This window comes from Chitinophaga solisilvae (assembly GCF_009928525.1).
In the GTDB taxonomy this organism is placed as follows: domain Bacteria; phylum Bacteroidota; class Bacteroidia; order Chitinophagales; family Chitinophagaceae; genus Chitinophaga; species Chitinophaga solisilvae.
Map to the genome: position 1 here is coordinate 423050 of NZ_JAABOK010000004.1, position 13143 is coordinate 436192.

Below are 13143 nucleotides of genomic sequence, written 5' to 3' on the forward strand. Positions count from 1 at the left end.
ACAATTTCTGATACACACCGATAGTGCCTGGCACCAGGTTTAATCTGTCCGGTCACCCCGGAATAGTGCCGGTTAGTTTTATTGTTTAGTTTTAACCATTTCGTCATGATAGTAAGCAATGTTACTTGCTGTAGCGGTAGCTATATCCAGATCTCCCATAATCCTGAAATCTTTCGAAGTTGATCCGTTTGCATAGTAAAAAACTGTGTGAAAAAAGGATTTGCATCTCCTTTGCTTACAAAGGCTAATACCCATTGAATTTAATGTGACCACTAGTTAAACATGGCAGAACCAGCCATGTCATGCTGATCTCATGCCGGTTAGCAGCTGCCGTGCTGCGTTTGTAGGAACCGGAAATTATTGTTGTATTAAAACCCTGATTTATGAGTTTTGTTCCCGGTTGGTACCTGCTTTACACCAAGCCCAAACACGAAAGAAAAGTTGCACTTCAGTTGACCAGAATGAACATCTCCCTGTTCCTGCCGGAATCCAAAGTAGTAAAACAATGGCACGACAGAAAGAAGGTGATTGAAGCTCCGCTTTTTCCATCCTATGTATTTGTGTTTGTTGACAAAATGGAGCACTATTATAATAGTCTCGATTGCGATGGTGTATTGTACTGGGTCAGGTTTGGCAAAGAAATAGCCCGTGTACGGGAAGAAACCATTAACAGCCTCCGCTTCCTGGTCAATGAAGGACGTAACCTGGAAGTATCCTCCGAACGATTTAACCCCGGCCAGAAACTGGTGATTCACCGCGGCGCTTTTTCAGGTCTTGACTGTGAAGTGGTAGAACACCGGAACGATAAGAAAGTACTGGTGCGGATAAAAATACTCAACCGGAATGTGCTGGCTGATCTTTCTCATAGCCTGATAGCCTAGTATCTCTATGCATTACATCCTGTTTATTATTCATCCTGCGAAAGGCCCTCTGAACAGTACTTTCCGGCTGGCGGCCCTGTTTCAGCAGCGAGGTGGTAAAGTAGCCTATGTGGTTCCTGATACACTGAAGGATTTTATCTGCCGCCAGGGATTTGAAGCAATCGTTGCAGATATTGCAGGCGACCCCGAAAGCCTCCTGCGTATATCTCCCCTCAGGAATAACCATGTCAGATGCGCTATACTGGATGCTGACCAGCTAAGCGCCGGCATTCTCCTGTACCGGTATGCCTTCTCCAAAATTGTAGTGAATACTACCTGTTTGTCCGACAAGGCCCCTGGCATACCGCCTTTCTTCTCTTCCATCATTCCTTCCCGGTCGTGGTATTCCCGGCTGCGCATCGCGCTGACCTGGCATATCTGGTTCACCAAAAAGTGGTGGCGTACGCGCATGGGAAAACTCCTGCACAATTATGATCCTTACCATGAAGCGCTGGCGAAGAAATACAATTTCCCGTTCCGGGAATGTATGAGCTTCGACCGCGCCTGGCTGATCGGATTCAGGAACTACCCGGAATTTATACTCTATCCGCCTGAACTGGATTTTCCCCGTAAAATGCAGCCGCCGGATAAATACTTTACCGGTCCGCTGATCTATCATCCAACGGAAGATGCTCCTTTCGACTGGAGCCGCATCCCGGCGGACAAGCCCCTGGTGTACTGTGCGCTGGGCACTTTGGCCCATGTCTATTATCCGGACTATATCAGCTTCTTCCGCAAACTCATCGCCGTATTCCGCGAACAACCGGATGTGAGCCTCCTGCTCTCCGTCGGAGAACATTGCAGAGAGGAAGAACTGGGGGATATTCCTGCTAACGTTCACGTATATACGAAAGTTCCGCAGATGCAGATACTCCCGCGCTGCAGAATGATGATTACCCATGGCGGCAGTAACTCCATCAAGGAATGTATCTATCACGGCGTGCCGATGCTGATTTACCCGCTGGGGGAAATGACTGACCAGCACGGCAACGCGGCACGGATAGTATATCACCGGCTGGGCGTCAGGGCCAATATCCGTAAAAGCAGCAGCTGTAGTATCAAAAACGATATGGCAGCTGTACTGATGAATAAGGATATCAGGAAAAATATCTCCGGCATGCGGACCGTATTTCATGCCTATGAACAACAGTCGGATATCCTCGCAGACCAGATGGAATCATTTATGTAAAAAAATATAATTCTGAGCTTATGACTTTCCCGCTTATATCCTGCCTGTGCGTTTCTGCCAACAGACCAGGACATTTACGCCATGCAATAGCTGTATTTCTTGCACAGACATACCCCAACAAGGAACTGATCGTGCTTTCCGACAGGTACGATGAAATATACGAACAGATTGTAGCCGCCGCAGCAAGCCCGCTGGTGAGCTATCATTACGTTAACGGAGAAACGCCGCTGTCACAGGGCGAACTACGGAATATCTCCCTGGAACTCGCTGCCGGAGAGTATTTCTGCTGCTGGGATGATGACGACTGGTACCACAACCAGCGCCTGGAAATACAACTGAAATACACGCTGGAAAACAAAAAGAAAGGCACCGTATTGCCCTATTGCATTTTTTACGATCAGGCAGAGAAGCAGGCTTACCTTTCGCTGCCCTTCGTACCGCCGGGAAGTATCCTCTGCGCAAAGGATGCTGTACATGCAGCCAGGCTGTATCCGGCTATTAACAAGATGGAAGACTATGAATTCCTGAAGGGATTGTATGAAGATAATGTACTGTTCCCCCTGATAAAACCACTGCTCTATATCTATAACTATCACGGTAACAACACTACTGATAAAGGTGTTTTTCAGGTGCAGTTTGAAAAAGCGCAACGGTTATCAGCGTCTGCCAGTGAGCTGATCGGTAAAATTCTCAGCCAGGAATACTCCTGCGAAAATGGCTCCGCATTGCTGCAAAGTGAAGCGGTACTCAGCGAACTTAACTATTTTAAAATACATGCCAGTTAAGGCCCCCGAAAAATAACCCTTATTATGAAATCATTCTTCCTATTACTATCCGGCAGGTCTAAAGGATTTTTCCTTTTCATCCTGCTGGTTGGGCTGATGAACAGTATTCTGAATACGACCTTTATGGTAATCGTCGGCCGTTTCATATTCGATGCCAATTTTTATGTCTTTAAGGGATTTGACCACATTGGCTTTGTGGTGCTGCTGCTGACATCGCTGCTGCTGAACTTCCTGTTCAATTTTTACATCATCCGCCTGGGCGCAGGTATTATTCATACCGTGGAACTGAACCTGGTACAACGGGTAAAGCGCGCCTCCTTCATGCAGTTTACTACCATGAACAACAGCGAGTTTTATGCTGCGCTGAGTAACCTGCGTATTCTGGGAGAAGCCCCCAGCGTATTTTTTAACCTCTTTAATTCTGTACTGACAGTACTCTGCTGCGTAGGCTATCTCTACTGGATGTCGCTCATGTATGGTATTATCATGACCCTGCTGATCGGTATTCTGATCGTCAGTTACATGCTGCGCGACCGCATCAGCATGCTGAAGTTCGAACGCCTGCGGAAGCTGCAGGTAGAATACTACAAATACATTCATGACCTGCTGATAGGTTTCAAGGACCTGAAGATGAGCCATGTGAAAAACAGCAGGATTTATGATGAACATATCAGAATGAATAAGGAACTGCAACATACTACGGAGGTAGGATTGAAAAAGAATTTTGCTGCCAGTTCCGTCATATCCACCTATACCTGGTATCTGCTGCTGGGCATTGTGCTGTTTATGATTCCGCGCACTGCTTCCGGCGCAGGACAGATTTCTTCCTTTGTGGTGATACTCCTTTACATCATCGCGCCGCTGACATCCATTACCGCTTTTTTTGAATTTTATTCCAGTCTGCGGAATGCGTTGAAGGTACTGGACGCCATCAATGCCAAATTTCCCGAAACAGCGGCTATACCTGAAGAACAACCCTCCGTCGCTTTATCAGGCCCTGTTGCACAGATACGTTTCGACAATGTCTGCTTTGATTATATTGACAGTGAGCATGGCCGTACTTTCTCCCTGGGCCCTGTAAATCTTGAACTGCAGCAGGGAGAAGTCGTGTTTGTTATCGGCGGCAACGGCAGCGGAAAAAGTACTTTCCTTAACCTGTTAACCGGACTGGTAAAGCCTTCCAGGGGTGTCATTCATTTCAACGGACATCCTGTTCTCGATGAGCTGTATGACGAATACCGGAATAAGCTGGCGGTAGTGTTTTATGATGGCTATCTTTTCCATTTCAATTACGAGCAGTTTACATTGAATGCGGATAACGAAAAACTGGCGCGCTATCTCCGCCTGGTGCAGCTGGATGGTATTGTGAACCCTGACTACCTCCTGGAAGACAGGGACCGGCTGTCCAAAGGCCAGCAGAAACGCCTGGCACTTGTACTGGCACTGATGATGGAGCGAAAAGTACTGATACTTGATGAATGGGCCGCCGAGCAGGATCCTGGTTTCAAACAGTATTTCTACCAGGAAATCATCCCCCTGCTGAAAGAAGAAGGCGTTACTGTCATCGCAATTACACACGATGATGAATATTTCTCCTGTGCCAGCCGTATCCTGAAATTCACTGACGGCAGGTTTATATCTACCAACAGCATAAAAGAAGCCGCGTTACTGGTTTCCCGCCTGCCCGAAAACTGATGACATATGCAACAGCCTAAAATATCCTGTCTCTGTATCTCCGGCTCGCGCCCCCATCTGCTTGAAAATACCATCAGATGCTTCGTGGCGCAGACTTATCCGGAAAAGGAGCTGATTATTGTATCCAGGGGAGAAGACCCGGAATATACGCGTATAACAGCTGCATTTGCAGATAAGGGTGTGCGCTATTATGGTGTGGATGCAGCTGCGGAAACAACACTGGGAGAATTGCGCAATATAGCTTTGCAACAGGCAGGCGGCGATTACTTCTGTGTCTGGGATGATGATGACTGGCATCACGCCCGCCGCCTGGAAATACAGTATAACGCAGCAGTAAGTAATGCAAAGCAGGGAACGGTGCTCGCATACAGTCTCCTGTACGATCAGACAAGAGGAGAAGCCTTTCTTTCAGATCCTGTTTTACCTCCCGGTACCATACTCTGTTCCATGGAAGCGCTGACAGAACAGATGAGATATGCGCCCATCAACAGCGGGGAAGACACACATTTCCTGACCAGCCTGGTGGGCGGCAACCTGCTGTTCCCCCTGGTATGCCCCGTGCTCTATATCTATGTGTTTCACGGTTCCAATACCGTTTCTGCCGCACATTTCAGTAAGATGGTATCTACCGCATTGCCCGCAGGCATAAGTGCGGTAATCGGCGATATCATTGCCGGCCGCCGCTCTGTGGAAGACGCTTCTGCATGGTTAAGCAGCAAAGAGGTACTGCGGGAACTGAATTACTTTAATCCACTTGCCAAAATGTAACCCCCTTGAGAACGTATACCATCCTGTTTTATAACACCATGTGGGGACATCTGGGAGATCTGGACGAACTGCAGATACCTCCTGATATCCGTATTGAAAAAGATATTTCGTTGGCGCCGGTAGCGGATGTTATTGTGTTTCACATGCCCACCCTGGAAAGGGCGCCGCTGCTCACCAAACAGCCGGGGCAGCTGTGGGTGTTCTGGACCCTGGAATGCGATCTTAACTACCCCTACCTGTATACCCCGGAAATACAGGCGCTGTTTGATGTGCACATGACATACCGCCTGAATGCCGATATAACGGTGCCGTATATACTACCCGCCTACCGGGAAGACCTGCGGCGGATGTCTGGCCCGAAAGACGGCTTTGTCAATGCCTTTATTTCAAGCGGCATCAACGGCAGCAAACGGAATGAATATCTGCAGGAACTCATGCAGCTGCTGGATGTACACAGCTATGGCAAGGTATTCAACAACAGGAAGATTACAGGCGATAACGGGCGGCAGACAAAACTGGACATCATTGCCCGTTATAAGTTTACGCTCGCGTTTGAGAACGCCGTGGCAACGGATTATATCACGGAGAAATTTTACGATCCGCTGATTGCCGGCTCTGTGCCGGTATATCTCGGCGCTCCGAATATCCGGGAGCTGGCCCCCGGTAACCACTGTTTTATCAATGTAGCTGATTTTAACACGGCATCAGCGCTGGCAGCATACCTGCTGGAGCTGGACCGTAATGAAGATGAATACGGCCGCTTTTTCGACTGGAAAGAACAGGCCTTTGCCCCGGATTTTTCTGCGTTGCTGGATATGCAGGAGATACCCACTTTTATCCGGCTGTTTGACCTCATCAGAAAGATGAAGGAAGCGAATGAACCCCCAAAAATATGATACCATGAATGAGAGATTACCGCTGATATCCTGCACCTGTGTCACCAGGAATAAACCAGCCATGCTGCTGCGGGTAATACACTGCTTTTTACATCAGTCATATCCTGCGAAGGAACTGATAATAGTTTATGAAGATGATGATGTGGCTACCCATACGCTATTACAGGAAACGCCGTTGTCCGGCGATATCCGCCCGGTATGTGTACCACGAAGCTCCGCGGTGAAACTGGGAGAACTACGGAATATTTCTATCCGCCATGCGGCCGGTGAGTTTATCTGCCAGTGGGATGACGACGACTGGTACCACCCCGAAAGATTAAGCGCACAATACAAGGCATTGATGTTTTCCGGAAAAGACGGCTGCATCATGACCCAATGGACACTCTGGAATGCAGTTGACCGGAAAGCATACCTGTCAAACATCAGAACGTGGGAGGGAAGTATCCTTTGCCGCAAAAGCCGTATGCTGGAAGAAGGATACGTGAACATGCATGCCGGAGAAGACTCCGCTACCATTGTAAGCCTGCTGCAGAAAGACCTGCTTCACCTGCTGACAGATCAGCCCCAGCTATATGTGTACAGTTACCACGGTCATAATACCTGGAACTGGCCCCACTGGAAGGAAATATTCGAATGCAGCACGCAGTTTCCCCGTAACGCGTCCCGCATTATTGATGACATCATGAGCGGCAAAGTCGGACCGGTTGAAAGCGGCAGGTTCCTGACAGACCTGGTCAGTTTTTATCAGGCTAAAATTTCAGGATGATACCGAAAGTAATTCACCTTACATATGCGGGCGGTAAGCTGCCGCCCTTATACCGACAGTGTATCAGACGGGCAAAAAAATTGCATGCGGCGTGGCAGTTTAAAATATACGATGACGCTGCTGCCCGGCAGGTGCTGGAGCAGCAGATGCCGGTTCTGCTGCCTGTTTACGACGGGTATCCAACGGCCATCCAGCGGGCTGACATGTTCCGCGTGGTGGTGGTATACCTCTTCGGCGGCTTCTATCTCGATATGGATATGTACTGCCATACACCACTGGATGAACTATGTCATTTTCAGCTGGTGCTGGCAGAAGAAAAGGTGCTCTCCGAAGAGGAGTGCGGTGCATTGGGACACCTGCACCGGTCCAGGATTGCCAACTACATGTTTGGCAGTATGCCGCAGCATCCTTTCTGGCCCACGCTGCTGAATGCCATGATAGCAAGGTACCGGACAGCTGTGAGCAGCGAAAGGGATATACTCGAAACAACCGGCCCCGGACTGCTCACGGATATTTATCATCAGTCTGCCGCCTTAAAGGAACAGATATGGCTGCTGCGCAATCCGGGTACGCCCTGTATCAACGAATGCTGCGGGGGGCTTTCCTGCCATTTCGGAACATATGCTTCCCATTATCACGGCGGCTCCTGGCGATGGCAGCATCAGCAGCAGCACAGGGCTGCCGGTGTGCCCGCCGTTGTTGATACTGCTGCTGCGGCGGCTGTGCTGGAAGAGCACCTGCAACGTAACCTTGACCGGTTCCGGCGGCAGTCCGGGGCGTTATATGTACTCGAGGCCTATACTTCCGGAGAAGGCCACTATGATGGTCTTACCACCATCTACAACCGGGTGAAAAACCTCGGTGAGGTGCTGCCGGATACGCACAACGTCAGCGATCAGAAAATACTCGTATGCGGCATTCCTTTTCTGTATGAAAAGCAATTGTCTGCCGCCAATACCAATATACTTTTCACCACTTTCGAGTCGGACCGCCTCCCTGCTTACTGGATTGAATCCATCAACCGGCACTATCATCACTGCATTGTGCCGCACGAGGCAATTGCGGGCGTTTTCAGGAAGTCGGGCGTACGGGTGCCGCTGCAGGTCATGCACCAGGGATTTACCCGGTATACGCCTATGCCGGCGCAGCAACATACGTTCAACATCGGTTTCATGGGGGTGCCGGTACGCCGGAAGAATCTTTCCCGGCTTTACAAGGCCTGCAAAATGTTACAGCGGAAGAAAATTCCCGGTATACAGCTGCATGTACATGTATCGGTCATGTATGAATGGGTAGATGATCTGGAGTTTGACAGAATGCGTGCAGATCCTATGGTACGTTGGACTACCGGGAAGTACGATCACCAGGAGATGTCGGCATGGTACGCTAACCTGTCCTGCTATGTGTTTCCTTCCAGCGGAGAAGGCTGGTCCTTTACGCCGAGAGAAAGCATGTTCCTCGGAATACCCACCATCATTTCACCGATACCTGTGCACCAGGAATTGCTGGACAGCGGCTTTTGCTATGCGATGCGCCGCCGTGGATCAGAAAAAGCGGCATTCGGTGTGGAGCGTCATGGGAAATGGGCCTGCATCAGAGAAAAAGATATAGCCGCTGCCATCACGCAGGTGCATAAAAATTATGATGCCTGCAGCGCTGCCGCCAGACGGGGCGCCGATTGGATCAGCGGACAATGGAAAAATGAAGAATTACAGGAAGACCTGCGCCTGCTGGTGTCCTCATTAGTGTAAGGCGGCTGATTTGAAAAACTACGGAAAATGATCACTTGTGGAATAAAACTGACGCACGATGCAGCATTCTGCATCATGGAAGATAATCGTTTGCTATTTAGTATTGAAATTGAAAAGCTGCATAACAACAGGCGTTACTCAAAATTTACCGCTACGCTGGAAGAAATGGAGGCCCTGCTGGGGCGTTACAATATCCGTTTCGCTGATATAGACCGCATGGTGGTAGACGGGTGGGGAGTATGGGAAGGTAATACGGTTACTGAAGACAAACCCTCGCTTTCCATGAAGCTGGCAACAGGCCAGCTGAATCTGGAAGTGGCGCCTTACGGCTTCCTGCTGAAAGGCGACCAGGTGCTGGAAAGAAGACACTTTCACAGCAATGGTTTTCCGTTTTCCTACAGCAGCTATCCGCATGTTTCCGGTCACCTCGTGGGAGCCTACGCCAGCAGCCCCTTTGCGGTTGCACAGGAGAATGCCTTCCTGCTGGTATGGGACGGGGCCACGGCGCCGCAGCTGTTTCACTGGGATGTTATCCGCGGGAAGATGGAAGCGCTCGGTGTGCTCATGCCCGTTACCGGCAATATCTACCCCGGCTTTGCTTCCTGTTATGAACCCTTTACCAGGGAAGGCTTTGATGGAAATGAAGAAAAAGGTATTGCCGGAAAAGTGATGGCATATATTGCCACCGGCAGGGTAGCGGCCGATCTGCTGCAGCGTTTTGAAGAACATTACCGCCACCTGCGGCAGCAGCTCCAGGTGATGACACCGGCTTCCGTTGATGCGTTCACCTGGAAGCTGTCTGATGGCTGGAGAAATCTTGCAGCAGCAGGCGGATACGAAGCACCCGATGTACTGGCCACCTTTCATGCTGCGTTGCAGAAACTGCTGATAAGCTCACTGGAAGCGTGTTTGCATAAGCACCCGGTGAAAGGTCCCGTGAACCTTGCCTATAGCGGCGGCTGCGCGCTGAACATCAAATGGAACAATGCCATCCGTAACAGCCGTCTCGTAGATCATATATGGGTGCCGCCTTTTCCCAACGACTCCGGCAATGCTATCGGCATGGCCTGTTGCGAAGTAACCAATGCACTCGGTATAAAACCGTTACGGTGGAATGTTTACAGCGGCCCGGAAATCGTGGCCAGCACTATTCATCCGGACTGGCAGGAGCGGGAAAACTTTACCACGGCACAGCTGGCACGGCTGCTGGCTGTTACCGGTGCTCCGGTAGTATTTCTGCATGGCGCCGCCGAACTGGGACCCAGAGCCCTCGGAGCCAGGAGCATACTGGCTTCGCCGGCATCTCCGTTCATGAAGGGTATCCTCAACGAGGTGAAGTTCCGGGAACATTACCGGCCGGTGGCGCCTGTTTGTATGGAAGAAGAAGCACCCGCTGTATTTGACCCCGGCATGCCCGATCCCTACATGTTGTTTGAACACCAGGTGAGAAAATCATGGATCGAAAGAATACCGGCTGTCTGTCACCTCGACAATACCGCCAGGGTACAGACGGTAAGCCGTACCGGCCATCCCGTGTTATACAGCCTGTTGTCCGCCTTCCGCGATATTACCGGCATCCCGCTCCTGTGTAATACCAGTGCCAACCTCAATGGCAGCGGATTTTTTCCGGATGTGCGCAGTGTGATGGACTGGGGAAGAACAGACTACATCTGGTGCAACGGCAGCCTGTATTACAGGAAACACCTGTCAGCAGAGCAGCATTGGGAAGAGATCTTGCCCGGTTGTTAAAATTTTCTGAAACAGCGGAACAAGAATAAAAAAAGCACTAAATTGTTTGCTTCCAACATCTGAAGTCACTGAGAGAAGACCCGTATTGAAGCATTACTGTTGGCCTGGTTCGCTTTTCATCTGTATCCTTAAAAATCCACTACCTTGATAAAGTTATATTTCAAACTGGCATATAAGAATCTGCAGAAGAACAGGATGCATGCGCTCATCAGCATATTCGGCCTGTCGCTTGGCCTGTGCTGTGGTATTGTATTGTACCAGTTTATCCGGTATCATTCAAGTTTTGACAGCTATCATAAACATGCGTCAGAGATCTACAGGGTAGTAACAGACCTCCACCTGCAGGACGGAAGTGTTGAATACGATCCGGGTACACCTTTACTGATGGTCGATCAGCTGAGGGAGAACTCCCCGGCGATTGTCAACCAGGTGGTGCTGATGTCGAAGAACTCACTCACCGTATCAGACCAGACCGGAGGAAAAGCCCGCATGTTTGCGGAAGATCAGAACGTAGCCTTCACAGATGCACGCTGGTTTTCCATGTTCGACTATACCTGGCTGCAGGGCGATAGGAACACCGCTATGGATGCGCCGAATGCAGTAGTGCTGACACGCAGTCAGGCAAAAAAATATTTCGGTAGTGTCAATGATGCCATCGGAAAGGACCTCATGTTCAATAGTAAATATCTCGCAACAGTGAAAGGGGTAGTGGAAGATTATCCTTCCAATACCGATTACAAAGTAGATATTTTCGTGGCTATGCCGGCGTATAAGTCACTTTATCCTGATCGTGATTCTACCCTGCGCTCCGGCTGGGGCATGATGAGCTCTGCTAACTGGACTTTCGTGCAGCTGCGCCCGGACGCTTCTCCTGCTACGGTAGACCGGCTGCTGAAAGAACTGGCAAAAAGTAATCTCGGAGAACTGGCCGCAAATTATTCCTTTCACCTGGAACCGATGAAGGACCTGCATTATGACCTGCGCTACGGCGGCGTGATACAGCGTTCCATGCTGACAACATTATTCCTGATAGGATTTTTTATTGTACTGATTGCCTGCGTAAACTATGTGAACCTTTCCGTTGCCCAGGTAACCAAACGTGCGCGCGAGATAGGTACGATGAAGGTATTCGGCAGCAGGCCGGCAGATATATTCCGGCAGTTTATGGTGGAAACATCCACGCTCACACTGATTGCTACATTGCTGGCGGTATTGTGGGCGCTGCTCATCGTTCCGTTCCTGAACAAATGGCTGAGTACTGAGCTGAGTCTCTTTGATATTACACTGCTGCCCGCCATTATTATCCTGGTGCTGGTTGTTATCTTTATCAGCGGCGCTTATCCGTCCATGATCCTGAGCCGTTTCACACCGCTCAGCGCCATCAAGGACAAAGCTGCCTCCAAATCGCCGGGAAAGAACCTGGGGCTCAAATTCCTCGTCATCTTCCAGAACTCGGTAGCGCAGATACTCATCATCTGTACCATCGTTGTAACGCTGCAGGTGAAATTCCTGAAAAACACGAATGTCGGGTTTAACAAGGAAGGCGTAGTACTGATACCGGTGCCGGATGGGGCCGGCGATACCCGCTCTTACCTGCGCAACCAGCTTTCCGGCGTACCGGGACTGAAAGGGATCAGCTTCTGTTTCAGACCGCCGTCAGACGAAATCGTGAGAGGCGGATCTATCAAGTATGATATGCGGCCATGGGAAGATTTCTCTGTGAGGTCCAGCTACGGCGATGCCAGCTATATCCGTACTTTCGGATTGCAGCTGATAGCCGGCCGCAACCTGAGTGAAAGTGATTCTACCGGCGAGGCAGTCGTGAATGAAGAACTCGTGAGTAAGCTCGGTATCAAAAAGAAGGAAGATATCATAGGACATAAACTGGTGGTGGGCGACCTGAATGAACGGCCTGTTTCCATCGTGGGCGTTGTCCGTAATTTCCAGGTAAGACCGCTGATGTATGCCATAGAGCCAACGTTGATTACTACCCATAAGGAGTCGTACAAATATATGGCGGTAAGGATTGATGGGCGTGACCCGATGAGCAGCATCAGCGCCATACGCAATGCGTGGGAATCAGCCTATCCGGCCAATGTATTCCGTTTCCAGTTCTTCGACGACCGCCTGGCCTCCCTGTATCACCGGGAAGAGGTGCTCAACCGGCTGATTAATACCAGCGCGGTAGTCGCCATCTTTATCAGCTGTCTTGGCCTCCTGGGGCTCATTTCCATTACTATCGTACATCGTACAAAGGAAATCGGTATCAGAAAAGTAGTAGGTGCATCTGCCTTCAATATTGCCAGCCTGCTCATTACAGATTTCTTCAAGCTCATTGGTATCGCTATCGTGCTGGCATCTCCGGTAGCATGGATACTGATGCATAAATGGTTATCCAACTATGCCAACCGCATTACCATGGAATGGTACATATTTCTGGCAGCTGCCTGTATTGCGGTTATTATCGCCTTCGCAACGATATACTACCAGGTAATGAAAGCTGTCAGAATGAATACCATCAAAAGCCTCAGACAGCGTTAACGAACCTGTTTTACTGCTGTTAACCCTTTTCTCTTCCTGCCGGGAGCAACCCTTTCATGGTAACGGGTAGCTGCCGGCGGCAA

The 13143-nt window shown here is 49.8% G+C and carries 10 protein-coding genes; all 10 read left to right on the forward strand.

Features of this window, described 5'->3' with window-relative positions; genetic code table 11:
• Positions 1–383: 383 nt before the first annotated feature.
• The 10 genes from GWG06_RS10285 (at position 384) to GWG06_RS10330 (ending at position 13060) form a co-directional block, all read left to right on the forward strand.
• A complete protein-coding gene (locus tag GWG06_RS10285; protein WP_127036183.1) occupies positions 384–881 on the forward strand; it encodes a UpxY family transcription antiterminator in 498 nt (165 codons plus the stop codon).
• A gap of 7 nt (positions 882–888) precedes the next feature.
• Positions 889–2109 carry a glycosyltransferase gene (locus tag GWG06_RS10290; protein WP_160713055.1) on the forward strand — a complete coding sequence of 407 codons (1221 nt, stop codon included), beginning with the start codon at positions 889–891 and terminating at the stop codon, positions 2107–2109.
• A gap of 20 nt (positions 2110–2129) precedes the next feature.
• Entirely contained in the window at positions 2130–2894 is a 765-nt protein-coding gene (locus GWG06_RS10295; protein WP_160713057.1) for a glycosyltransferase family 2 protein, read from the forward strand.
• 24 nt (positions 2895–2918) lie between these two features.
• Positions 2919–4589 (forward strand): ATP-binding cassette domain-containing protein, encoded by a 1671-nt coding sequence (locus GWG06_RS10300; RefSeq protein ID WP_160713059.1) that lies wholly within the window; start codon positions 2919–2921, stop codon positions 4587–4589.
• A gap of 6 nt (positions 4590–4595) precedes the next feature.
• Positions 4596–5357 carry a glycosyltransferase family A protein gene (locus GWG06_RS10305; protein WP_160713061.1) on the forward strand — a complete coding sequence of 254 codons (762 nt, stop codon included), beginning with the start codon at positions 4596–4598 and terminating at the stop codon, positions 5355–5357.
• A gap of 5 nt (positions 5358–5362) precedes the next feature.
• Positions 5363–6253: a glycosyltransferase family 10 domain-containing protein gene (locus tag GWG06_RS10310; RefSeq protein WP_160713063.1), complete on the forward strand. Its 891-nt coding sequence runs from the start codon at positions 5363–5365 to the stop codon at positions 6251–6253.
• A gap of 4 nt (positions 6254–6257) precedes the next feature.
• The gene (locus GWG06_RS10315; RefSeq protein WP_158631374.1) at positions 6258–7019 is read left to right on the forward strand and encodes a glycosyltransferase family A protein; all 762 of its coding nucleotides are present in this window, start codon (positions 6258–6260) and stop codon (positions 7017–7019) included.
• Complete coding sequence (locus GWG06_RS10320; protein ID WP_160713065.1) at positions 7016–8770, forward strand: glycosyltransferase; 1755 nt, start codon at positions 7016–7018, stop codon at positions 8768–8770. Before GWG06_RS10315 ends, GWG06_RS10320 begins: the two co-directional genes overlap by 4 nt.
• A 27-nt stretch (positions 8771–8797) precedes the next feature.
• Positions 8798–10519, forward strand: coding sequence for a carbamoyltransferase N-terminal domain-containing protein (locus GWG06_RS10325; RefSeq protein ID WP_160713067.1), 1722 nt, complete (start codon positions 8798–8800; stop codon positions 10517–10519).
• A 144-nt stretch (positions 10520–10663) separates the two neighbouring features.
• Positions 10664–13060, forward strand: coding sequence for an ABC transporter permease (locus GWG06_RS10330; RefSeq protein ID WP_160713069.1), 2397 nt, complete (start codon positions 10664–10666; stop codon positions 13058–13060).
• Positions 13061–13143: the final 83 nt, after the last annotated feature.

What these genes read in the sequence shown, in the direction of transcription:
- GWG06_RS10285 (WP_127036183.1), top strand. Translation starts at nt 384, where the DNA reads ATGAGTTTTGTTCCCGGTTGGTACCTGCTTTACACCAAGCCCAAACAC.
- GWG06_RS10290 (WP_160713055.1), top strand. Translation starts at nt 889, where the DNA reads ATGCATTACATCCTGTTTATTATTCATCCTGCGAAAGGCCCTCTGAAC.
- GWG06_RS10295 (WP_160713057.1), top strand. Translation starts at nt 2,130, where the DNA reads ATGACTTTCCCGCTTATATCCTGCCTGTGCGTTTCTGCCAACAGACCA.
- GWG06_RS10300 (WP_160713059.1), top strand. Translation starts at nt 2,919, where the DNA reads ATGAAATCATTCTTCCTATTACTATCCGGCAGGTCTAAAGGATTTTTC.
- GWG06_RS10305 (WP_160713061.1), top strand. Translation starts at nt 4,596, where the DNA reads ATGCAACAGCCTAAAATATCCTGTCTCTGTATCTCCGGCTCGCGCCCC.
- GWG06_RS10315 (WP_158631374.1), top strand. Translation starts at nt 6,258, where the DNA reads ATGAATGAGAGATTACCGCTGATATCCTGCACCTGTGTCACCAGGAAT.
- GWG06_RS10320 (WP_160713065.1), top strand. Translation starts at nt 7,016, where the DNA reads ATGATACCGAAAGTAATTCACCTTACATATGCGGGCGGTAAGCTGCCG.
- GWG06_RS10325 (WP_160713067.1), top strand. Translation starts at nt 8,798, where the DNA reads ATGATCACTTGTGGAATAAAACTGACGCACGATGCAGCATTCTGCATC.